The organism is Pseudomonas sp. Snoq117.2, from assembly GCF_900110545.1.
GTDB lineage: Bacteria > Pseudomonadota > Gammaproteobacteria > Pseudomonadales > Pseudomonadaceae > Chryseomonas > Chryseomonas benzopyrenica.
In genome coordinates this window covers 485,460-506,667 of sequence record NZ_FOED01000003.1, presented here as the reverse complement: position 1 = coordinate 506,667, position 21,208 = coordinate 485,460, and the positions used below count along the sequence as shown (strand labels likewise).

The 21,208-nt window shown below is 67.5% G+C and carries 26 protein-coding genes; 11 read left to right on the top strand and 15 right to left on the bottom strand.

The window, feature by feature from the left end; translation table 11 throughout:
- Positions 1-124 precede the first annotated feature (124 nt).
- The 4 genes from BMZ43_RS11740 to BMZ43_RS11725 are packed head-to-tail and all read right to left on the bottom strand — an operon-like array spanning position 125 to position 4,880.
- Positions 125-1,024, bottom strand: coding sequence for an efflux RND transporter periplasmic adaptor subunit (locus tag BMZ43_RS11740; RefSeq protein WP_093253683.1), 900 nt, complete (start codon positions 1,022-1,024; stop codon positions 125-127).
- Between the two features lie 10 nt (positions 1,025-1,034).
- Positions 1,035-1,235 carry a DUF1656 domain-containing protein gene (locus BMZ43_RS11735; RefSeq protein WP_007160208.1) on the bottom strand — a complete coding sequence of 67 codons (201 nt, stop codon included), beginning with the start codon at positions 1,233-1,235 and terminating at the stop codon, positions 1,035-1,037.
- Positions 1,225-3,381, bottom strand: a complete 2,157-nt coding sequence (locus BMZ43_RS11730; RefSeq protein ID WP_093253678.1) for an FUSC family protein — start codon at positions 3,379-3,381, stop codon at positions 1,225-1,227. The genes BMZ43_RS11735 and BMZ43_RS11730 overlap by 11 nt, the downstream gene beginning before the upstream one ends.
- Positions 3,378-4,880: an efflux transporter outer membrane subunit gene (locus tag BMZ43_RS11725; protein ID WP_256562930.1), complete on the bottom strand. Its 1,503-nt coding sequence runs from the start codon at positions 4,878-4,880 to the stop codon at positions 3,378-3,380. Before BMZ43_RS11725 ends, BMZ43_RS11730 begins: the two co-directional genes overlap by 4 nt.
- Before the next feature lie 243 nt (positions 4,881-5,123).
- Here BMZ43_RS11725 and BMZ43_RS11720 point away from each other — a divergent pair, with 243 nt between their 5' ends.
- Both BMZ43_RS11720 and BMZ43_RS11715 read left to right on the top strand, forming a co-directional pair.
- Entirely contained in the window at positions 5,124-6,077 is a 954-nt protein-coding gene (locus BMZ43_RS11720; protein ID WP_017641550.1) for a LysR family transcriptional regulator, read from the top strand.
- 244 nt (positions 6,078-6,321) lie between these two features.
- On the top strand, positions 6,322-7,311 hold the full coding sequence (locus BMZ43_RS11715; RefSeq protein ID WP_064307143.1) for a DMT family transporter: 990 nt from the start codon (positions 6,322-6,324) through the stop codon (positions 7,309-7,311).
- On the opposite strand, the gene ubiA is transcribed toward BMZ43_RS11715, so the two are convergent.
- The 3 genes from ubiA to BMZ43_RS11700 all read right to left on the bottom strand — a co-directional run bounded on the left by ubiA (position 7,296) and on the right by BMZ43_RS11700 (position 9,429).
- The gene (ubiA, locus tag BMZ43_RS11710) at positions 7,296-8,243 is read right to left on the bottom strand and encodes a 4-hydroxybenzoate octaprenyltransferase (protein ID WP_178121618.1); all 948 of its coding nucleotides are present in this window, start codon (positions 8,241-8,243) and stop codon (positions 7,296-7,298) included. The two genes, BMZ43_RS11715 and ubiA, sit on opposite strands and share 16 nt — an antisense overlap.
- A 75-nt stretch (positions 8,244-8,318) precedes the next feature.
- The gene (locus tag BMZ43_RS11705) at positions 8,319-8,876 is read right to left on the bottom strand and encodes a chorismate--pyruvate lyase family protein (RefSeq protein WP_093253668.1); all 558 of its coding nucleotides are present in this window, start codon (positions 8,874-8,876) and stop codon (positions 8,319-8,321) included.
- Positions 8,860-9,429, bottom strand: coding sequence for a DUF2780 domain-containing protein (locus tag BMZ43_RS11700; protein ID WP_017641554.1), 570 nt, complete (start codon positions 9,427-9,429; stop codon positions 8,860-8,862). The genes BMZ43_RS11705 and BMZ43_RS11700 overlap by 17 nt, the downstream gene beginning before the upstream one ends.
- Positions 9,430-9,556: 127 nt before the next feature.
- On the opposite strand from BMZ43_RS11700, the gene BMZ43_RS11695 reads away from it, so the two are divergent.
- Positions 9,557-10,786 carry a nucleoside recognition domain-containing protein gene (locus BMZ43_RS11695; protein ID WP_017641555.1) on the top strand — a complete coding sequence of 410 codons (1,230 nt, stop codon included), beginning with the start codon at positions 9,557-9,559 and terminating at the stop codon, positions 10,784-10,786.
- Here BMZ43_RS11695 and BMZ43_RS11690 read toward each other — a convergent pair.
- Positions 10,768-11,436: a hypothetical protein gene (locus BMZ43_RS11690; protein WP_017641556.1), complete on the bottom strand. Its 669-nt coding sequence runs from the start codon at positions 11,434-11,436 to the stop codon at positions 10,768-10,770. The two genes, BMZ43_RS11695 and BMZ43_RS11690, sit on opposite strands and share 19 nt — an antisense overlap.
- A 147-nt stretch (positions 11,437-11,583) precedes the next feature.
- Here BMZ43_RS11690 and BMZ43_RS11685 point away from each other — a divergent pair, with 147 nt between their 5' ends.
- The gene (locus BMZ43_RS11685; RefSeq protein ID WP_093253662.1) at positions 11,584-11,814 is read left to right on the top strand and encodes a DUF1161 domain-containing protein; all 231 of its coding nucleotides are present in this window, start codon (positions 11,584-11,586) and stop codon (positions 11,812-11,814) included.
- A 103-nt stretch (positions 11,815-11,917) separates the two neighbouring features.
- Entirely contained in the window at positions 11,918-12,094 is a 177-nt protein-coding gene (locus BMZ43_RS26525) for a hypothetical protein (protein WP_017641558.1), read from the top strand.
- 42 nt (positions 12,095-12,136) lie between these two features.
- On the opposite strand, the gene BMZ43_RS11680 is transcribed toward BMZ43_RS26525, so the two are convergent.
- Entirely contained in the window at positions 12,137-12,571 is a 435-nt protein-coding gene (locus BMZ43_RS11680) for a PA0061/PA0062 family lipoprotein (protein ID WP_093253658.1), read from the bottom strand.
- Positions 12,572-12,605: 34 nt separating this feature from the next.
- Positions 12,606-13,028, bottom strand: coding sequence for a PA0061/PA0062 family lipoprotein (locus BMZ43_RS11675; protein WP_093253652.1), 423 nt, complete (start codon positions 13,026-13,028; stop codon positions 12,606-12,608).
- Here BMZ43_RS11675 and BMZ43_RS11670 point away from each other — a divergent pair.
- On the top strand, positions 13,027-14,148 hold the full coding sequence (locus BMZ43_RS11670; RefSeq protein WP_256562929.1) for an aminopeptidase: 1,122 nt from the start codon (positions 13,027-13,029) through the stop codon (positions 14,146-14,148). The two genes, BMZ43_RS11675 and BMZ43_RS11670, sit on opposite strands and share 2 nt — an antisense overlap.
- Here the strand turns inward: BMZ43_RS11670 and BMZ43_RS11665 are convergent.
- Positions 14,145-15,491, bottom strand: a complete 1,347-nt coding sequence (locus BMZ43_RS11665; RefSeq protein ID WP_093253643.1) for an MFS transporter — start codon at positions 15,489-15,491, stop codon at positions 14,145-14,147. The genes BMZ43_RS11670 and BMZ43_RS11665 overlap by 4 nt on opposite strands.
- Positions 15,488-16,282: a siderophore-interacting protein gene (locus BMZ43_RS11660; RefSeq protein ID WP_093253778.1), complete on the bottom strand. Its 795-nt coding sequence runs from the start codon at positions 16,280-16,282 to the stop codon at positions 15,488-15,490. Before BMZ43_RS11660 ends, BMZ43_RS11665 begins: the two co-directional genes overlap by 4 nt.
- Before the next feature lie 54 nt (positions 16,283-16,336).
- Between BMZ43_RS11660 and BMZ43_RS11655 the strand changes: the two genes are divergently transcribed.
- The 3 genes from BMZ43_RS11655 (at position 16,337) to BMZ43_RS11645 (ending at position 17,488) form a co-directional block, all read left to right on the top strand.
- On the top strand, positions 16,337-16,753 hold the full coding sequence (locus BMZ43_RS11655; protein ID WP_093253638.1) for a MarR family winged helix-turn-helix transcriptional regulator: 417 nt from the start codon (positions 16,337-16,339) through the stop codon (positions 16,751-16,753).
- A gap of 65 nt (positions 16,754-16,818) precedes the next feature.
- Positions 16,819-17,052 (top strand): hypothetical protein, encoded by a 234-nt coding sequence (locus BMZ43_RS11650; protein WP_064309094.1) that lies wholly within the window; start codon positions 16,819-16,821, stop codon positions 17,050-17,052.
- Between the two features lie 163 nt (positions 17,053-17,215).
- Positions 17,216-17,488 carry a cupin domain-containing protein gene (locus tag BMZ43_RS11645; RefSeq protein WP_093253635.1) on the top strand — a complete coding sequence of 91 codons (273 nt, stop codon included), beginning with the start codon at positions 17,216-17,218 and terminating at the stop codon, positions 17,486-17,488.
- Here BMZ43_RS11645 and BMZ43_RS26900 read toward each other — a convergent pair.
- Complete coding sequence (locus BMZ43_RS26900; RefSeq protein ID WP_017641567.1) at positions 17,485-17,613, bottom strand: hypothetical protein; 129 nt, start codon at positions 17,611-17,613, stop codon at positions 17,485-17,487. The two genes, BMZ43_RS11645 and BMZ43_RS26900, sit on opposite strands and share 4 nt — an antisense overlap.
- Before the next feature lie 116 nt (positions 17,614-17,729).
- Entirely contained in the window at positions 17,730-18,158 is a 429-nt protein-coding gene (locus BMZ43_RS11640; RefSeq protein WP_017641568.1) for an OsmC family protein, read from the bottom strand.
- 119 nt (positions 18,159-18,277) lie between these two features.
- Here BMZ43_RS11640 and BMZ43_RS11635 point away from each other — a divergent pair, with 119 nt between their 5' ends.
- Positions 18,278-19,258 carry an aldo/keto reductase gene (locus BMZ43_RS11635; protein ID WP_093253631.1) on the top strand — a complete coding sequence of 327 codons (981 nt, stop codon included), beginning with the start codon at positions 18,278-18,280 and terminating at the stop codon, positions 19,256-19,258.
- Positions 19,259-19,504: 246 nt separating this feature from the next.
- Here the strand turns inward: BMZ43_RS11635 and BMZ43_RS11630 are convergent, their stop codons facing one another.
- The gene (locus BMZ43_RS11630; RefSeq protein ID WP_093253626.1) at positions 19,505-20,107 is read right to left on the bottom strand and encodes an FMN-dependent NADH-azoreductase; all 603 of its coding nucleotides are present in this window, start codon (positions 20,105-20,107) and stop codon (positions 19,505-19,507) included.
- Between the two features lie 110 nt (positions 20,108-20,217).
- On the opposite strand from BMZ43_RS11630, the gene BMZ43_RS11625 reads away from it, so the two are divergent.
- Positions 20,218-21,126 (top strand): LysR substrate-binding domain-containing protein, encoded by a 909-nt coding sequence (locus BMZ43_RS11625; RefSeq protein ID WP_093253619.1) that lies wholly within the window; start codon positions 20,218-20,220, stop codon positions 21,124-21,126.
- Positions 21,127-21,208: the final 82 nt, after the last annotated feature.

Genomic DNA, 21,208 nt, shown 5'->3' with positions numbered 1-21,208 from the left:
CGTAGCGGACTGGGCTGGTTACGACCACACCCCTGAATTCGACCGGTTTCGTCGTCAACGAAACCCGCCGACGTCAGGGGTGTTGTCGTTTCAGAGCAAGGAAAAACGACTGGGCGGAACGGACTCAGCCCTGCCAGAAGGCATCCCACCAGGAGCGCTCACCGCGAGCGTCTTCCAGTACGACGGTACAGGTGGTACCGGCTGCGAGCAACAGCCCCTCCGGTAGCGGATCCAGAGCGATGCGCACTGGTACCCGTTGGGCCAGGCGTACCCAGTTGAAGGTGGGATTCACGTCGGCGGTGAGTTCACGGCTCTGGGGATTGTCGCGGTCGTAGATACCGCGGGCGATGCTTTCCACATGGCCCTGGAGTGTTTGGCCGCTCATCAGGCGCATCTCGGCGGAAGCACCCACCCGTACATGGGGCAGTTTGGTCTCTTCGAAATAGCCATAGACCCAGAACGAGTGGGCGTCGATGACGGCCAGCTTGGGCGCGCCGGCAGCGGCGTAGTCACCCTTGAACACCGACAGGTTGGTCACATAGCCGTCGACCGGCGCCAGGACGCGGGTGCGCTTGAGGTTGAGGCGTGCCGCTTCCAGCTGGGCCTGGGCCTGGCGCAGATCCGCTTCGGCGGCCAGGGCAGCGGCGCTGGCGTCTTCGCGGTTCTCGCGGGAAACCACCAGGCTGTCGATGTCGGCACGGCGCCGGGCATTCTGCTGGCGCATGGCGAGGGTGGCCTTGCGGGCGGCGACCGAGGCCTCGGCCTGGTGTACGGCGATCTCGTAGTGCTCCGGATCGATCTGCAGCAGCAGGTCGCCCTTGTTGACCCACTGGTTGTCGCGCACGGCGATCTCGGTCACCAGGCCGGCGACATCGGGCGCGATGGTGATGACCTCGGCGCGCACCCGGCCATCGCGGGTCCAGGGGTCGTTCATGTAGTGCACCCAGAGCAGGCGCCCGAGGATCAGCGCCAGGCAGACCACCAGCAGAGTAAAGAGCACGCCGAAGATTTTCTTGAGGATCATGGCAGGAGTCCTAGCGATAGACGCACAGCGCCAGGGCGCAGTAGAGGCAGATGAACAGGGCCAGGCGCAGCAGCGCCGGATGCCAGACGACGTGATAGAGGCCGACTGCGGCGAGCACCCGGTCCAGCGCCCAGGCGAGCAGGGCGGCGACCAGGAACAGCACCGTCACGGTGGGCAGGTAGAGGCCGTGGAAGGCGATTTCACGGGGCATGGGGGATCTCGTGATAGCGGGCCAGGGGGCCCTGGGGATCGAGCAGGGCGCTGCGGATGAAATGCAGGTCGCTCTGCACCTGGCGCAGCGGCGACTCGTCATAGGGCAGCTCCGGCGGTTCGGTCACGGTCGCCACGGCCGCCAGGGCCGCGTCCACCGCCACCAGTGCGCGCCGCAGATGTTCCGCGCCGGGCTTGAGGAAGAGGCGCACCAGGGCGCGTCCGAGCACCCGGATGGCCTGGCGCCAGGCGCTGCCTTCGGCATAGCGCGGGGCCGCGGGCAGGCGGGCCTGCAACTGACGCAGTTCGATCACCGCATGACCGATCTCCAGCACTGCGAAGGCCCAGCCGATCAGGCGCCGCTGCGCCTCGCCGCGTCCGGCGCTGACGCCATAGGCCTGGTTGAGCAGGTCGCGGGTCTGGCCTTCGAAGGCCGGCGCCAGGTGCGGCAGCGGCGCGCTCACCGCTCGCACCAGCTGCTGACGCAGGTCACGCTCCAGCCGGCGCCACAGCCAGGGGCTGTTGGGTGGCAGCAGCACCGCCGACACCGCCGCGGTGATCACCATCGACAAGACCACGGCGATGCCGTTGTTGATGAAGGCGTAGGCGTCGTAGACCGGCGGATTGTCGGGAATCGAGGTGAAGCAGAAGAAAACCAGGCAACCCAGGCCATAGCCCATCCAGCCCGGGCGCAGGGAGATCCAGGTGCCGAGCATGAACACCGGTGCCAGGGTCAGCAGCAGCAGCGGCAGGCCGGCGATCCAGGGAAAGACGAAGAAGGTCAGGAAGAAGCCCAGCACCACGCCGCCACTGGCGCCGACGGCCATCTGCAGGGCGGTGCGTTTGGGATCGGGCGAGGCCGAGGCCAGCGCCGAGACGGCCGCGGCGTTGAGCGCCAGCATGCCGCCGCTGGGATAGGCGCTGGCGATCCAGAAGGCGCCCAGCACCAGCACCAGAAAGGCGCTGCGGATGCCGGTGACCGCCGCACCCAGGGCGTTGGCCTTGGCCACGAAGCGCGGCTTCCACTGTTCGCGACTGTGGCGCGGCGCTGCCAGGGAGGCGTGGGTCTGCAGATAGCCGTGCCATTCGCCGGTGAAGCGAAAGAGCAGCTCCACGGCGGTCTCGAAGTCGCGCCGGTCGGCTTCGCTCAGGGGTGGCAGCTCGGCACGCAGGGCGCGGATACGCGGGCGTAGACCCTGGTGCAGCTGTTCCAGACGCGCCGCCGCTGCCAGGGCAGCACGGTCGGTGAGCGCCTGACCGCGCCATTCCTCGAACAGCTCCAGCAGGGGAGCCCAGAGGCGTTCGAGGGCTGTCAGGGGCACCTGGGCGTCGCGCTCGCGCAGGCGCATCAACAGCCGGCTGAGGGCATGCAGGCGGGTGGTCAGACCCATGAATTCGGCATTCAAACGGGCCAGGCGCCCTCTGCGCATGCGCATGTGCGGGTCTTCGAAGGCCGAGGCGCTGCGCAGGCTTTCCAGCCCTACCGCCTCGGCCGCCAGGCGCACGCCCGCGGCTTCCAGGGTGGCGCGGTCGAGGCGGCCACGCAGGACATCGGCGGCCAGCCCGGCGAAGCCGCCCATGCGCCGATAGAGGGTCGCGCGCATGGCCGTGGCGCTGGTCTGCGGAAAGACCGCGGCGCTCACCGCGCCGCTGCAGAGCACGCCCAGGGTGATGGCCAGTACCCGCATCACCGCCGACATGAAGGCGGTATCAGCGTTCAGGGCGGCGGGAATGCCGATCAGCGCGGCGGTATAGCCGGCCAGCATGCAGGCATAGCTGCGGAAGTCGCGGTAGCGCGCCGATCCGGCTACGCAGAGCCCAATCCACAGGGCCAGGAAGATCAGGAAGGGCACCCGTTCCTGGGCGAATAGGGCGATCAAGACCAGCATCACCGCCAGCCCCAGCAGGGTGCCCATCACCCGGTAGAAGCTCTTGGCCAGCACCTGACCGCTCTGCGGCTGCATGACGATGAAGACGGTGATCACCGCCGAACTCGGATGCGGCAGTTGCAGGCGCATGGCCAGCCACAGGGTCAGGCTGGCGGCGAGCAGCACCTTGGCCTGGTACAGCCAGAGGCTGCCATCGCTGCGCGCCCAGGCGCCCAGGGCCTGGCGCAATGGCGAGTGGGTGGCCGCGTGGGTACTCACCGCGCGGCCCGCTCGACGGCCACGCGGGCCGGCACCAGATCCTGGTCGGCCGGCCCGCGTTCGAGGTCCGCGCCGCCGCCGAGGGCGACCAGGGCGCCGGCCTGGGCGGCCAGGCGCAGGGCGTGTACCTGGGCGGTGACGCGCTGCTGGGCGAACAGCCGGGTCTGGGCGTCGAGTACGTGCAGGTAGTCGGTCAGGCCGCGACGGAAAGCCTCGCGGGCGATGTCGTAGGTGCGCTGGGCTTCCTGGCTGGCCTGGTCGGCAAGGGTGGCCTGCCTGGCCGCCGAGTCGGCTTTGATCAGGGCATCGGAGATGTCCTTGAGGGCGTCCACCAGGGTCTGGTTGTAGGCGCTGACGGCCAGGTCGTAGGCTGCCGATTCCGCGCCGAGGCGTCCGCGCAGGGCGCCACCGTCATAGATCGGCAACGAAAAGGCGGGGCCGATGAAGGAGCCGGTCTTGGCGTGGGTCAGCATCTCGCTGAGACGGCCCAGGGTGAGGAACTGGCCGACGTTGGCCACCAAATCGATATTGGGATAGAAGCTGGCGCGGGCCACGTCCACGCCCTTGGCCGCCGCGGCGATCTGCCAGCGGCGCGCCACCACGTCGGGACGCTTGCCGACCAGTTCCAGTGGCAGTGCACTGGGCAGGCGCGGTGCGGCGCCCAGGGTCAGTCGCGGTCGCTGCAGGCGGGCGCCGGCACCCGGGCCCTTGCCCGCCAGGGCGGCGAGCTGGTTGCGATCCAGCGCCAGGGTCTCGTCCAGGGCTTCCAGCTGACGCTCGGTCTCGGGCAGCAGGGCACGCGCCTGGCTGACCTCGAACTGGGTGCCGAGGCCACCGTCCAGCTGGCGCTGGGCCAGGTCGGCCAGGTGCCGCTGCTGTTCCAGGGTGGCGGCGAGGATGTCGCGCTGGTCATGGTGCAGGGCGAAGCCGATATAGTTGCGGACGATGTTGCCGGTCAGCTCCAGCTCGGCGGCGCGTACCTCGGCGGCGGCCTGGTGGGCCTGGTCCAGGGCCTGGGCGCTGGCATCACGCTCGCGACCCCAGAAGTCCAGGGCGTAGCTCAGACCCAGCTCGGCATTGTTGTTCCAGGTGGTGCGATCGGCCAGCTCGCCAGGACCATAGAAACCGTCGGTGGGCCAGCTGTAGCGCTTGAAGGCGCCCTTGGCCTCCGCCTGCAGGGCCTCGCGGGATTCGGTCAGGCCGGCCAGGGACTCGGCGCGGCGCACCCGGGCGGCGGCCGTGGCCAGACGCGGGTTATCGGCCAGGGCACCGCTGATCCAGGCGTCCAGCTGGGGATCGCCATAGGCGCGCCACCACTGGCGCTCGGGCCAGGCGGCCTGCCCGGCGGCAGCGCGGATGGCAGCGTCGGTGGCCAGCGCCTGATCGTCGAGGCGCTGCGCCTGGGGCGCGTTGTGACCGGTACCGATGCAGCCGGCCAGCAGGGTCGCCAGGGCGACCACCGTGAGCGCAGGCCAGGCTCTGCTAGAGAAAGGCGACACTTGGGGGTCCGTTTGCAACAGGGCCATACTCCGGATTCGCGTCAGAGAAGCGCGGCGGGTCGGCGGGATGAGCTGGAACTGAAGAGGACGCCAGCGGACGAGGAGGCCGCTGGGGTTACCATTAGGCTGCTAACGATTCTATAAAATTCCAGGAGGGTCGATTAGCGCGCCAACCGGCGAATCTTTGTTTCACATACTGAAATAATGTGGAAAATGGCGCTTTCGTCAGACTGTCGAGGCGGCATGGACACCCTGCACAACATGCGCGTTTTCGTCGCCGTGGTGGAAAGCGGCAGCTTTACCGGCGCGGCCCAGACGTTGCAGACCACCACCGCCCATGTCTCCCGGGCGGTGGCCCATCTGGAAACCCATCTGCGTACCCGCCTGTTGCACCGCACCACGAGACGCATCGCCCTGACCGAGGCCGGCCAGCGCTACCTGGCGCGTTGCGAGCAGATCCTCGCCTATGTCGAGGAAGCCGAAGCCGAGGCCGGTCATGCCCAGGCCCGGCCCGAGGGACGGCTGCGGGTGCACAGCATGACCGGCATCGGCCAGCACTATGTGATCCGCGCCATCGCCGGCTATCGCGCCCTGCATCCCGAGGTGCGCTTCGACCTGACCATGGCCAACCGTATCCCCGATCTGCTGGAGGAGGGCTTCGACCTGGCCATCGTGGTGGCGGCCGAGTTGCCCGATTCCGGCTTCGTCTCCCAGCAGATCGGCCACACCTACAGCATCCTCTGTGCTTCGCCCGCCTATCTGCAGGAACACGGCCAGCCGCAGACGCCGGCGGAGCTGGCCAACCACGCCTGCCTGAGATTCATCAGCCCGGTGGTGTCCTTCGACCGCTGGCACTTCGAGGGTCCCAACGGCCCGGAAACCTATCGCATCGGCGAGACCCCCTTCCAGGTCAATGTCGGCGACGCCATGACCGAGGCCCTGCGCCAGGGCCTGGGCATTGGTGTGCTGCCGCTCTATTCGGCAGTGGACGGCCTGCGCGATGGTAGCCTGGTGCGGGTGCTGCCGGCCTATCGCCTGCAGCGGCTCAACGCTTATGCCCTCTATGCCTCGCGGCAGTACCTGGATGCCAAGATCCGCACCTGGGTGGCCTATCTGCGCGAACAGATCCCCGGTGCGCTGGAGGCGGACGAGGCCTTCGTGCGCGCTGTCAGCGAAGTCGTCGGACAATCGCATTGAGCTCGACGGGGCGCTTGGACTAAGCTCGGGAAAGACCCGGCTGCGTGCCGGGTCATAGTTAGTAAGCTATTGAAATATCGCCCGGTATCGCGGTCCTGAGGGCGACAGGACGGCTGCTCGACGGCACGCTCCACTCGCGTCGAGGTCCATGTCCCGAAGTCGGTGGCCATGCCGACGGACCGCCGTGCAGGACGGCCGGATCACGCAGGCGGTCAGGGACCGCCGTCAGTACCACGGGAGTCCAATGAGCGCCCCAGCAGGACCCACTCTGAGATTCGCCGACCAGCCGCTCAAGGGCATCGCCCTGATCTGTCTCGCGGTCTGGCTGTTCGCCTCCCACGACGCCCTCTCCAAGTACCTGTCCGGCTTCTATCCGGTGGTCATGGTGGTCTGGGCCCGTTACCTCTCCCACACCCTGCTGATGATGGGCATCTTCATCCCGCGCTCGGGGCTGGCGGTGATCCGCACCAAGCGGCCGGGATTGCAGGTGCTCAGGGCGCTGTGCCTGATCGGCTGCAGCCTGTTCTTCACCACCGGGCTGCGCTACCTGCCGATGGCCGAGGCCACCGCGGTCAACTTTCTCGCCCCGCTGATGGTGACGGCGCTGTCGGTGCCGCTGCTCAAGGAGACCGTGACCCGCAGCCAGTGGGCGGCGGTGCTGGCCGGCTTCATCGGGGTGCTGATCATCGTCAGGCCGGGCGGCCAGCTGTTCACTCCGGCGGTGCTCTTGCCGGTCTGCTCGGCGGTGTGCTTTGGCCTCTACCAGCTGCTGACGCGCCTGCTCAGCGGCATCGACAGCCCCACCACCAGCAACTTCCTCACCGGCATCATCAACACCCTGGTGCTGAGCAGCGTGGTGCCCTTCTTCTGGGAGATACCCACCCTGGGCCACGGCTTCATGCTGGCCCTGCTCGGCTTCTTCGGCATGTCCGGTCATCTGCTGCTGACCCAGGCCTTCCGCTACGCGCCGCCGGCGTTGCTGGCGCCCTTCAGCTATGGCCAGATCGTCACCGCCGGCATCATCGGCTATTTCGTCTTCGGCCATGTACCGGACAGCGGCGCGCTGATCGGCATCCTCATTATCTGTGCCAGCGGCCTGGCGGTGGCCTGGCAGCAGAGCCGCAAGGCGTCCAAGGCCAAGCAGGCCCGGGCGGTGCCGGCAGCGCAGCCCGAGGCGCTGCCGGAGGTGGTGGCCGATGCCGCCGCGGGCACTCCGGCTCAGCGCAGCCCGTAGTCGGCGATGATCCCGACGAGGATCGCCAGACCCGCCCAGTGGTTGTGCAGGAAGGCCTTGAAGCACACCAGGGGATCACGATTGCGGGTGACGTGGAATTCCCAGGCGAAGCAGCCCGCCGCCACCACCAGGCCCAGGTAGAAGGGCAGGCCCAGGCCGAAGCGACCGCCGGCCAGCGCCAGGCAGAGCAGGGTGAGGCCTTGGAGGGTGGCGATGATCACCCGGTCGGCATCGCCGAACAGGATGGCGGTGGACTTCACGCCGATCTTGAGATCGTCCTCGCGGTCGGCCATGGCGTAGTAGGTGTCGTAGCCCACCGTCCAGATCACGTTGGCGACGAACAGCAGCCAGGCCGCCGCCGGCAGCTCGCCAGTCTCGGCGGTGAAGGCCATGGGCATGCCCCAGGAGAAGGCCGCGCCCAGCACCGCCTGGGGGTAGTAGGTGTATCTCTTCATGAAGGGGTAGAGCGCCGCCACGCCGAGGGCGCCGAAGGACAGCCAGACGGTGGTGGCGTTGGTGCAGAGCACCAGGCCGAAGCTGAGCAGCACCAGCACGGCGAAGAACAGCAGGGCTTCCTTGGGCGAGATGCGCCCGGTGGCCAGGGGGCGATTCTTGGTGCGGGCGACGTGGCCGTCGAAGTTGCGGTCGGCGAAGTCGTTGATCACGCAGCCGGCCGATCGCATCAGCACCACGCCGAGCACGAAGATCAGCAGATTCTTCAGGCTCGGCACGCCCTCGGCGGCGATCCACAGCGCCCAGAGCGTGGGCCAGAGCAGTAGATAGATGCCGATGGGCCGGTCCAGTCGGGTCAGCTGGACGAAGTCCCAGATGCGCTCGCGACGGGGGCGCGTGGCGATGACCCGGGCACTGGGCTCGGGGCCGCGGGGGGCGGCAGGACGGCGATCACGGGGGCGGGAGGCGTGCTTTTTCATCGGACGACTGCGTGGCGAAGGGCCCGACGATTATAGGGGCCCCGTGGCGCCAACGCTGCCACGCTGATGATTCGGCTAGCCTTCGCGCCTGGCGTGGGGCCAGAAGGCCGGCAGGAAGACCTCGCCCACCAGGATCGCCAGGGGGCCGCGCCTGAACACCGAGCGCCGGGCCCAGCAGGGCGTTGCTGCCGCCCCTGCGGGCAGCCAGGTCAGCGGATAGCGACAGGCCTCCAGCGGCCCGCGAACGAAGGCCGGCGCCTGGAACAGCCAGTGGCCGAGGGGCCGCTCGCCCAGCGCCGCCAGATCGAAATCCGCCGCTTCCAGGGCCGTGCGCGCCGCCACGCTGCGGGCGAAGACCCAGGCCTCGCCGCCACCGCGCAGCCAGACCTCGCGCACCCAGCCGGGGCTGGCCGCCGGGACCTCAAGCGCCTGGCACTCGTCCAGGCGCAGGGGCTGCCAGCCCTGGGCGATCACCTCGACGGCGAAGCGCCCGCCACTGAGGGCGGTCAGCCGTTCGGTGAGGGAACCACGGTCTGCATAGAGCCAGCCGAGCGGTGCCTCCCGGTAATCCGGCGCCTGGCTGGCCGCCACGTGGGTCAGCCAGCGCGGGGCGCCGTCACAGGCCCCAGACATTACCCAGGGTGCTCAGCAGGGAGGGCTGGGTGCCTTGCTTGCCGAGATAGCCGAGGATCACCTGGGCGAACTGGCTGGTCATGCCGCTGTTCATGCCCAGGGCGTTGAAGGTCTTGTCGACGTCCTGGCGGCTGTCGACATTGCCCAGCAGGCTGCCCAGCGGACTCTGCTTGGCGTCCTGGCCACCACCGCCGAGCAGACTGCCCAGCCCGCCCAGTTGCGCCAGGCCGCCGGTGGCGTTGGCGCCGGCCAGCTGGTCCAGTCCCGGCACGGCCTTGGCCAGTTGGCGATAGTCGTTGCCCACCAGCTGATTCTTGGCCAGGCCGAGCAGGGCGCCGGTGCCGCCCACCGCCTGCTGCGGGGTGACATTGAGCTGGGTGGTCAGCGCCTGCAGCAGGCCCTGGGCCTGGGGCGTGGCGGCCGCCGCAGCGGTGGCCTTGGCGTTGTTGTTGCCATTGGCGCTGTTGTAGGCGTTGACGGCGTCGTTGAGGTTGAAGGCGAAGACCGGGCTGGCGGCGAGCACCAGCGGCAGGGCGAGAACGGACAGACGCATGGTCGGACTCCAGCAGCTTGCGTGAAAGGTCAGAGAATAACCCGACAGCGATGACCACCGCCTGAACGACGTCCCTGCAGGGAGCGGACGCTACGGTTATCATCGCCGTTTTGCCGGGAGAACACCGATGCTCAACGGGTTGTGGCTGAGCTTCTTCATCGTCGCCGGGATCAGCGCCTTCGGCCAGTGGCTGGTGGCTGGCAACGCCGGGGTCTTCGCCGCCATGGTGGAGAGCCTGTTCGCCATGGCCAAGCTGTCGGTGGAGGTCATGGTGCTGCTGTTCGGCACTCTGACCCTCTGGCTCGGCATCCTGCGCATCGCCGAGAAGGCCGGACTGGTGGACGCCCTGGCGCGGTTGCTCGGCCCGCTGTTCGCCCGGCTGATGCCAGAGGTGCCGCGCGGTCATCCGGCACTGGGGCTGATCACCCTCAACTTCGCCGCCAACGGGCTGGGCCTGGACAACGCCGCCACCCCCATCGGCCTCAAGGCCATGCGCGCGCTGCAGGAGCTCAACCCCAGCAGCACCACCGCGAGCAATGCGCAGATCCTCTTCCTGGTGCTCAACGCCTCCTCGCTGACGCTGCTGCCGGTGACGGTGTTCATGTACCGGGCCCAGCAGGGCGCGCCGGACCCGACCCTGGTGTTCTTGCCGATCCTGCTGGCCCACACCTGCGCCAACCTGGTGGGGCTGTTCTCGGTGGCCTTCATGCAGCGGCTGAAACTCTGGGATCCGGTGGTGCTGGCCTGGATCGGCGGGGGCGCCCTGGCCTTTGGCGTCTTCGTCGCCTTTCTCTTCACCCTGACCGCCACGGCGCTGGCCGGACTGTCATCGCTGCTCGGCAACCTGACCCTGTTCGGCATCATCCTGGCGTTCATGATCCTGGGCGCCCTGCGCAAGGTGCCGGTCTACGAAGCCTTCGTCGAAGGCGCCAAGGAAGGTTTCGACGTCGCCAAGTCGCTCTTGCCCTACCTGGTGGCCATGCTCTGCGCGGTGGGGGTACTGCGCGCCTCCGGCGCCCTGGAGGCCATCCTCGAAGGCATCCGCCATGCGGTGACCTTTCTCGGCTGGGACACCCGCTTCGTCGAGGCCCTGCCCACCGCGCTGGTCAAGCCCTTCTCCGGCAGCGCCGCCCGCGCCCTGCTGATCGAGACCATGCAGACCCATGGCGTGGACAGCTTTCCGGCGCTGGTGGCGGCCACCATCCAGGGCAGTACCGAGACCACCTTCTATGTGCTGGCGGTGTACTTCGGTGCGGTGGGCATCCAGCGCGCCCGCCATGCGGTGGGCTGCGCCCTGCTGGCGGAATTCACCGGGGTCACGGCATCGATCCTGATCTGCTACTGGTTCTTTGGCTGAGCCTTGGGCTCCATGTCGACCATCCAGTCGTTTTGCACCATGCGCCGCTGACGGCGCGAGGTCAGCTGCTGGGTCTGCCAGTCCTCGGCGATCAGCGCACAATAATTGCCGTCGTGCTGGCCCAGGCGAAAGCGCCGGCGCACCCCGATGGGATCGTGATCCGAGCCATAGAAGGCCACCGCACGGATCTCCAGGCCCTCGAACACCCAGCCCTCGGGCGGCCGGTGGTTGTCCAGGGTCAGGCCGTTGTGCTCGGCGGCGCGGCGGATCAGGCCCTGGAAGGTGCCGATGTGGGTGAAGTCGCCGGTGTTGAGCGGTCCCTGGTGGGTCGCCTCGCCCAGCACCAGATCGGGATCGAAGTCATCCTGGCCGCTCTCGCGGATATCGGTGACATCGGTGTAGAGCGTCTCGCGGTTGGTCTTGAGGATCACCGTGAGCTGGTTGATGAACACCGGCTCGGCGCTCATGTTCGACAGCAGGCAAAGGGCGCCCACGCCCTTTCCAGCGCCGCGGTTGATGATCAGCCGCGGCTGGCGCTGGCGCTTGTAGTTGTTGAGCAAGAGCTGGGCATAGAGCACCCAGACGCCCAGGGTGCAGCACTGGGCGAAGAGCGTGAGGACTTGAGAGTTGTCTTTCAACCACTGGAACATGGGGGCACTTCACGGCAAGGAATGACCATCGGAAAGACCGTTCGGGTTCCAGGTTCCACCGCTTCGCTGGCCAAAGGATCGCGCTGAGAACATCGCCACAGCTCGGGCGTCCAAGCCTGAGAGGTCATCACGCCAAGGAAAATCGCCATGCTGCGTCTATCGCTACTCTGCTGTACCGCCCTGTTGAGCTCGGCTGCGCTGGCCGAACCCCTGTCCTGCGACCAGCTCAAGGCCGAGATCGAGGTCAAGATCCAGTCGGCCGGGGTGACCGCCTATACCCTCGAAGCGGTTCCCAACGCCGAGGTACGCGATCCCAACATGGTGGTGGGCAGCTGCGCCAACGGTACCCACAAGATCCTCTATCAGCGCAACGACTGATCCTCGGCCCGGAGGACGGACCGTTCATCCGCTGGATGCTTGTACAGTTGCGCTTGGCTTAGTACTGTTTGCGCATACAGTATTTAGCCAAGAGGGTAATGCCATGTCGCCGTTCGCCCGGATTCGCCAAGCTCTGTCCCTTGCCCAGCCCGCGCCGCGCTGGATGGAACGCGAGGATTTCCTGCGCATGAGTCGCCAGCTGCGCGAGCAGAAGGGTCGCCCGGTCGCGCGTCGCAGCCAGGATCGCGATCAGGATGACTGGGTCAGCGTACCCGCCTAGCGGGTCCTGGGCTGACCCGCTCGCCCTCCCTGGCGACGGGGGTCAGAAGGGCGAGCAGATGCCCCGCTGGGAGCTCACCAGTTCGCGCTGGCCGTCGTAGAGGGTGATCTCGCCCTGGCCGAAGGTGTGTTCGGCCGCCAGTCGATAGCGCCGGCCGGCCTGGAAATCCCCGTAGTCCAGTTCCAGATAGCATTGGATCTGCAGAGGTTCGTTCCAGCCGAAACGTGGTCCGAAGCCACCGCCGCCATAGAGTTCGTAGCGATAGCTCACCTTGAGGCTGTGGCTGCCGGGGGCGAGCTGGAAATAGCGGCCGTCGTCGAGACGTCTGCCATCCTGGGACTCGGCCAGCAGCGAGGCGCCTACCGCGGGTTCGCGCAGCTCCAGATCGACCCACGCCTGCTGGGGATCGGCCGGGGGCAGCGGCGTGGTGCAGCCGCCGAGCAGCAGCAGCAGAGGAAGCAGCAGGCGCAGACGCATGGATGGCGACTCGCGGCAGGGAGATCAGCCGAGTCTACACGTCGCCGCAACGACTGGCAGTGCTGCGCGCCACTTCCTGGTTGCGTTCGTCATAGAGGCGCGCCCAGGGTCGCCAACCGGTCTGGCCGGCTTCCAGGCGATAGCGCTCGCCCGCGGCGAAGGCCCTGTAGTTGAGGGTCACCAGGCAGGTGCGCGCCAGCGGATCGGCCACCTGGGCGCCGATGTTGGTGGGCTGCACCTCGAACTGGTAGCGTACCTGCAGATCGTGGTTTCCTGGCCAGACCTGGAAGTAGCGTTTGTCTTCGAGATCCTTGCGATCGGCGCGCAGGGCTTCCAGCTTGGCCTTGCCGTCGCTGTCCAGATCGATCCAGGCCTGCGCCGGATCGGGCTTGGGCAACGGCCACAGGGAACAGCCCCCCAGGAACAGCACAGGCAACAGCAGGCACAGTCTACGCATGACGGCTACAACTCCGGGCAGGGAAGGGTGCGCCACCCAGTCAGGCACCCTGCCTGCGCAACGCGCGAGCCGTTGGCTGGCGCTGCTGTCCCTCTTGATCGGACTGAGCGGTTGTACCTCGGTCGGGTACTACGCTCAGATGGTACAGGGCCAGTGGGCGCTGATCCGTGATCGCGAGCCCATTGCGACGGTCGTCGCAGATCCCGCGCGGCCCGTCGCCCTGCGCGAACGCCTCGCTGCCGCCGCGGGGGCTCGACGCTTCGCCAGTGCCGAATTGGCTCTACCGGACAACGCCAGCTATCGCGGTTTCGTCGAACTCAAGCGACCCTTCGTACTGTGGAATGTCTTCGCCACCGCCGAATTCTCCACCCGACCCACCACCCACTGCTTTCCCATCGCCGGTTGCGTGGCCTATCGCGGCTACTACCGGGAAGCCAAGGCCCGAGCTGAGGCGCAGCGGCTGCAGGCGCAGGGTCAGGACACCTACGTCGGCGGCGTGCCGGCCTATTCGACCCTGGGCTGGTTCAGCGATCCGCTGCTCAGCAGCATGCTGCGCTGGGATGACGACCAGGTGGCGGCGACCATCTTCCACGAGTTGGCGCACCAGCGCTTCTATCTGCCCGGCGATACCGCCTTCAACGAATCCTACGCCACCTTCGTCGAGGGCGAAGGTCTGCGACAATGGCGCGCCAGTCGTGGCCTGCCGCCGCCGGAGGCGGGGCGCGAGGCCCGCTATCAGCAATTTCGCGCTCTGCTGCTGACTACCCGCGACGACTTGGCCAGGCTCTATGCCCAGCCGTTGGCGCTGGTGGCCATGCGTGCGGCCAAGGCCCGGCGTTTCGCTCGATTGCGTGCTGACTATCAGCGCCTGCGCGCCACCCCGGCCTGGCGTGACGAGCGTCGCTTCGATGGCTGGATGAGCCAGCCACTCAACAACGCGCGGCTGGTGCCCTATGGCCTGTACGAACAGTGGGTGCCGGCCTTTGCCGCCCTCTATCGGCAGCACCCGGGCAACTGGCCGGCGTTCTTCCACCGGGTCCGGCTGCTGGGCGAACGCCCGGCGGTCGAACGTGAGCAGGCGCTCAAGGCGCTGCTCGACCAGGCAACACCGCAGCCCTAGCGCGGTGCCCGCCAGTTGGACCAGGCGGCGACCAGACCCAGCGCTGCCGCCAGGGCCAGTCCCAGGCGCGGGGCCAGGCCGCCATCCAGATGCAGCAGCAGCGCCAGGGCCGCGGCGCCCAGGGCCATGCCAGTCTGCCGGGCGGTAGCCTGGACGCCGCCGGTGGCACCGTTGCGACCGAGCGGGGCAGCGGTCAGCATGATCCTGTTGTTGGGCACCTGGAAGAAGCCGAAGCCGATGCCGCCGAGGATCAGGCAGGGGATCAGCAGGGCGGTCGAGCGCTCCAGCGGCATCATCGCCGCCGCCGCCAGCCCCAGGGCGATGCCCAGCCCCCCGAGCATGCACAGCCGCTGCGGCGGATGGCGGTCGGCCAGCCGCCCGGCCACCTGCGCCGAGACGGCCACGGTGAGCGGCCAAGCGAGCATCAGCAGGGCCACCTGCAAGGGCACCAGCCCGAGCTGGTGCTGCAGATAGAAGGGCAGGGCAAGAAAGCAGAGCATCTGCGCGGCAAAGGAGCAGACCGAGGCCAGCACCGAATGGCGCATGGCCGGCAGCCCCAGCAGATCCACCGGAAGCAGGGGCGCCGGCAGGCCGCGCTCGCGGCGCACCAGCAGCACCAGGCTGGCCGCGGCCAGCAACAACAGGGCCACCCCCTGCAGCGGCGCGGCGCCGAGCCGCTCCAGACCGCCGATGCCGGCGCAGAACAGCAGGGCGTTGAGCAGCACGCTGACGGGATCGAGACGGCGTTGCGCGCGGGGGCTGTCGGGCAGGTTGTGCACTAGCAGGCCGATCAGGATGGCCAGGGGTACGTTGATCGCGAACAGCCAGGGCCAGCCGCCCAGCGCCAGGATGGCCGCGCCCAGGCTGGGCGCGGCCGCCGAACCCAGGGCTACGCACAGGGCGTTGATGGCGATGCCGCGACCCAGGCGCGCGTGCGGATAGGACAGCCGCACGATGCCGGCGCTGACGCACATGATGGCGGCGGCGCCGACCCCCTGCAGCGCTCGGGCAGCCACCAGGCTGGCCAGATCCGGCGCCAGGGCACAGCCCAGGGAAGCCAGGCCGAAGATGCCGACCCCGACGGCGAATACCGGACGCAGGCCGTGGCGCTCGGCCACCGCGGCCAGCGGAAACAGCAGGGCGACCAGGCTCAGCTGGTAGGCGCTGACGATCCACACCGCCGCGGCGGCCGAGACCTCCAGGGCCTCGGCGATGCTAGGCAACGCCAGGTTGGCGATGCCGCTGTCCAGCACCGTCATGCTGATGGCCAGCAGCAGGGCGGCGACCGCCCGGTAGCGTCGGGGTCGCGGCAGGCCATCGGCGAGGGGAGCGCTGCTAGTCAATCCTCGACCTTCACATGCTGGTCGCTCTCGCCGAGCTTCCAGTAGCCGGCGGCCTTGACCCAGTCCCGCGGCAGACCCTTGGCCAGCAGCGCCTGACGCGCGGCGCGGGCCTGGGTCGCCTCACCGGCGATCCAGGCATAGCCTTCGCCCGCGGGCAACTTCAGCTGCTCCAGGGCCTGCACCAGGGCATCGGCCTCGGTTTCGCGATAGACCCAGCGGATATCGGCGGCGGCGGCGGTAGGCAGGGCGATTTCCAGGCCGGGGCGGGCCACTTCGGCGACGACCTGAACGCGGACGCTGGCGGCCAGTTGCTCCAGGCGGCGGGCGATGGCGGGCAGGGCGGTCTCGTCGCCGGCCAGCAGGTACCAGTCGAAGTCCTCGGGTGGCACCAGGGCACCCTTGGGGCCACCGATGATCAGCTCGGCACCGGGCTGCGCCTGGCGTGCCCAGGTGGTCAGCACCCCGGCTTCATGCAGATAGAAGTCGATGGCCAACTCGCCGCGCGCGGCGTCGTAGTGGCGCGGCGTGTAGTGCCGACCGACCAGCTGCTCGGGGCTAGCGGCGCGGATCGGGGTGGTGTCGGCGGGGACGAACAGCTTCACGTGCTCGTCGAAGGCCGCGCTCTGGAAATCGGCCAGGTCGCTGCCGCCAAAGGTCAGGCGCAGGAGGTCACCACCGAGCGCTTCGCGGCGAACGACGGTCGCCCAGCGGCGCTTGAAGTCGAAGCGCACGCGCTGGAACAGGTGAGGGGCACTGGCATCGCCCTCGCGGCTGTGAAAAGATGTCGCCATTGCGGAGGTACCATTCATTGAGGTTCCTCACTATATTCGAGGTAAGTAGTTGTCATGTCAACCGCCGCCGCCATTGCCGAAGCCCTGATGGATCTGAAACGGCAGATGCGCCAACAACTGGATGAGACCCTCAAGGCCTCCGGACTTTCCTTTGCCCGCTACAAGGTGCTCAAGGTGCTGGAACGCCTGGGACCCTGCCGCCCGGGCGAGGTCGCCGAACAACTGCGCCATGCGCCGCGCACCCTGACCGATGCCTTCGACGCCCTGGAGCGCGATGGCCTGGTGCGTCGCGAACCCCATCCCCAGGACAGGCGCGCCTTGTTGGTCCACCTAACCGAGCAGGGGCGTCAGGCCCTGGATCAGGCCCAGGCGCCCCGGACCCAGGCGCTGGAAGCGGTCTTCGCGCCTCTGGATGCAACTGAGCAGGCACAACTGCTGGCCTATCTGGAGCGCGTCCGTATTCGTCGTTGAGTGGCGGGCGAACTCCTTGGCGGTCGTTGCGCTCGAAAGAAGGACCCTATCGAGGAGAGCCTGCCATGAGTGACCAGCGTTCCGATGCCCACCTGGGCAAGACCCCACCCAACGAACCCGCGCTCGATGAAGCGGGACGCCCCGTGGATGTGGTGAAGAAAGACATGGAGCAGCCGGAATCGACGCCGACCGATGGCATCGACAAGGTCCTCACGCCTACCGATATCAAGACCAAGGAACAGGAAGCCGAGGCGCTCAAGCGCAAGAACGCCGAGGTCGAGCGCAAGCTGGAGCGCTGATGCTCCACGTGGAACCTCGGCTGGCCGAGGTATCCATGGCGTCCTTGCCTCGAAGCTGGCCATAGCCAAAGCCAAGGCTCCTCATAGTGCCTTTGCACTGGCTGCGAAGAGGTGAGGCGCCTAGCCTGGGCGCTGATCATCCTTCTTGGCGTCAGGAGCACCCATGGACCAGGCCACCTTCATCGAGCAACTTGCCCGCGAGGGTTTCCAGCCACCGGTACTGGTCGAGCGCGATGCCCTGGGCAGGCTGGAACCCCATGCCCACCCCTTCGAAGCCAGGGCGTTGGTAATCCAAGGTGAGCTGCGTATCCGTAGCGCCGCTGGCGAACGCCACTACGGCGTCGGTGACATCTTTCAGCTCGCCGCCCAGGAGCCGCATTCCGAGGTCTTCGGCCCCACGGGCGTGCGTTACCTGGCAGGTCGGCGACCGGCCTAGCCTTCGCTGTCGTTCTTCTCGATGTCCTTGCGTTGGCGGTTGAGGATCACGCAACCGTAGATGCCGCCGCCCAACAGCAACACGGCGAGGATGGAAAAGAGGGTCATGAAGATGGAGTCGTTCATCGTACTCTCCGAAAGCGGGGTCGGAGCAGTCTAGCGACTTGCGGACAGCTCGGCGAACAGGCTCTGGAACAGGGTGTTGCCGATGCCGGAGCGGCATCGGCAGACGCCTCAGACCCTTAGCCTTCGAGCGTGGCGTTCAGGTTGATCTTGGCGCCCTTGAGCACCTTGGACACCGGGCAACCTTCCTTCGCCTGGTTGGCGATGGTGGTGAACTGCTCCTGGGTGGCGCCGGGGATCTTGGCCTTCATGGTCAGATCGATGGTGGTGATCTCGAAGCCGTCGCCGACCTTGTCCAGGGTCACGTCGGCCTTGGTCTCGATCCGCTCGGGAGTCAGGCCGTTCTGGCCCAGCAGCATGGAGAAGGCCATGGAGAAGCAGCCGGCATGGGCCGCGCCGATCAGTTCTTCGGGATTGGTGCCCGGCGTGCCTTCGAAACGGGTGTTGAAGCCGTAGGCATTGTCCTTGAGCGCGCCGCTCTCGGTGGAGATATGGCCCTTGCCATCCTTCAGACCGCCTTGCCAGACCGCGGAAGCATATTTCTTCATGGAGCGTCTCCGGTTGTAGGTTAGGAATCCATCTAGAACCAGGCGGCAGCCGGTAAGTTCGTTGCAGTCGATCCGGGAACTGCGTGGTCAACCTCTTTCGACCATCCCTGGAGGCCCCCATGAACTATCGCACTCTCGGCCGCACCGGTCTGAAGATTTCGCCCCTTTGCCTCGGCTGCATGACCTATGGCGTGCCCGAGCGCGGCAATCATCCCTGGACCCTGCCGGAAGATCAGAGCCAGCCGCTGCTGAAGAAGGCCCTGGATCTGGGCATCAACTTCTTCGACACCGCCAACAGCTACTCCGACGGCACCAGCGAAGAGATCGTCGGCCGCTTCCTCAAGGCCAACGCCGTGCGCGAGGAGATCGTGCTGGCGACCAAGGTGTACTTCCCGTTGCGTGACAGACCCAATGTCGGCGGCCTGTCGCGCAAGGCCATCTTCGCCGCCATCGACGCCAGTCTGCAGCGCCTGGGCACCGACTATGTCGATCTCTACCAGATCCATCGCTGGGACTATCACACGCCCATCGAGGAGACCCTGGAGGCCCTGCACGACGTGGTCAAGGCCGGCAAGGCGCTGCACATCGGCGCCAGCAGCATGTACGCCTGGCAATTCGCCAAGGCGCTGCACACCGCCGAGCGCCATGGCTGGACCAGATTCGCCACCATGCAGAACCACCTCAACCTGCTCAACCGCGAAGAGGAGCGGGAGATGCTGCCGCTGTGCCGCGACGCCGGCGTTGGCGTGATCCCCTGGAGTCCGCTGGCCCGTGGCCGCCTGACCCGCGACTGGGACGCCAGCACGGCGCGTACCGAAAGCGATGCCTTCGGCAAGACCCTCTATACCGCCAGCGAGGAATCCGATCGGCAGATCGTCGCCGCCGTGGCCCGCATCGCCGAGGCCCGCGGCGTACCGCGCGCTCAGGTGGCGCTGGCCTGGCTGCTGCAGAAGCCGGGCATCGACGCGCCCATCGTCGGAGCATCCAAGCCGCAGCATCTGGAAGACGCGGTGGCGGCGCTGGAGCTGCACCTGAGCGACGAAGAGATCGCCGCTCTGGAAGCGCCCTATGTGCCGCATCCGGTGGTGGGGTTCAGCTGAGACGGGGCCTTGCCCTCATCCCAGCCCTGTCCCGGAGGGAGAGGGGGAAGAGCGGGATGGAGTGCCGGCTGAGGTTCCATGCCCGGGGCCCCAAGGATCCTTCCCCTTGGCGCCCCAAGGCTGAGGCCGGGCTAGCGCTAGCAATAAAAGACGCTTCAGGCTTATTCAAACTCACCCTGCAAAGCCGAGGACCGCTCTGCTCCCCTCTCCCTCAGGGAGAGGGGCCGGGGGTGAGGGTGCCCGACCCTAGGCGAACTGGTCGGCGATCTGCCGCTCGGCGCTGGCCAGGGCCGCGCGCTTGGCTTCGTCGCCATAGGCCAGGCCTTCGGCGCGAACGATCTGGATGTCAGTGATGCCCAGGAAGCCCAGCAGCAATTTCAGATAGTCCTCATGGGCGATGCCAGTGGGCTTGCCGGCATGGATGCCGCCCGCCGTAGCGACGATGATCGCCTTCTTGTCGCCACACAGGCCTTCCGGGCCAGCTTCGCTGTAGCGGAAGGTGGTGCCGGCCACGGTGATGCGGTCGATCCAGGCCTTGAGCTGGGTCGGAATGGTGAAGTTGTACATGGGGGCACCCAACACCAGCACGTCGGCGGCGAGGAATTCCTGCAGGGCGCGGGCATTGCGCTCGGCTTCGTCACGCTGTTCGGCGGTGCGCTGCTCGGCCGGGGTGGCGCCAGCGGCCAGACTGGCACCGGAGAAGTGCCCCAGGGAGTCGTGGGCGAGGTCATGGTAGGTGACCTCCAGACCTGGCGTAGCGGCCTTGAGGGCGACGACGACCTTGGCGCTCAGGGCGCGGGAAGCGGAGTGATCGCCGAGGATGCTGGAGTCGATGTGCAGGAGTTTCATGGCGGTGGTCCTGTAGGGTCTTGGAAGATGGGCCCAGACTACCGATAAGACGATCTCCTGATTAGACGGCTAAAATGCGATGCTTCGTCCCATGGATAGGACAATCGCCCATGCAAGACCTCAATGACCTCGCCTACTTCGCCAAGGTGGTGGAGGCCGGTGGCTTCGCCGCGGCCGGCCGCCTGCTGGGCATTCCCAAGTCGCGGCTGTCGCGGCGCATCGCCGAGCTGGAGACGCGTCTAGGCGCCCGCCTGCTGCAGCGCACCACCCGCACCCTGACCCTCACCACCCTGGGTGAGCGCTATCTGGTGCATTGCCAGGCATTGCTGCGCGAAGCGGAGAGCGCCGCCGAGACCGCCGCCAGCCTGTCCAGCGAGCCGCGTGGACCGCTACGAGTGTCCTGCCCGGTGGCCCTGGCGCAGCAGTATCTTCCCGAGGTGGTGACGCGGTTTCTTACCCGCTATCCCCAGGTGCAGCTGGACATGCTGCTGGTCAACCGGCGGGTGGACATCATCAACGAAGGGGTGGACGTCGCCATGCGCGTGCGGGACGTCGACGACGAAGAGCCAGGCTTGGTGGTGCGGCGGCTGCGCCAGGCTTCCGTGGTGTTGGTGGCGGCACCCGAACTGCTCGCCGGGCGACGGCTGGATACCCCGGAGGCCTTGCTAGGCCTGCCCTTGCTGGGCGCCCTGGAGGTGGATCGCAAGGTACACCTGCGTCTCGCAGGACCTCAGGGCGAACGTCGCGAGCTGATATTGGAAGCGCGTCTGGGCATCGATGACTTCGGCGTGCGCAAGGCCGCCGCCCTGGCCGGGCTCGGCTATACCCTGCTGCCATTGCCCTATTGTCAGGCCGAGCTGGCCGAGGGCCGCCTGCATCGCCTGCTGCCGGACTGGTCGATCCCCGGTGGCCATCTCCAGGCCGCCTATGCGCACCGCCGTGGCCAATTGCCGGCGGTGCGCGCCTGGCTGGAGCACTTGGAAGAGAATTTTCGGGATCAGCATGGCGTGCTAGTCTGATCTATAAACCCGTTTAGTCTTTATTTGGTCTGTATTTGGTTCTTCACTGTGCCATTGGTAAGCTAATGGCCACGCCATGACG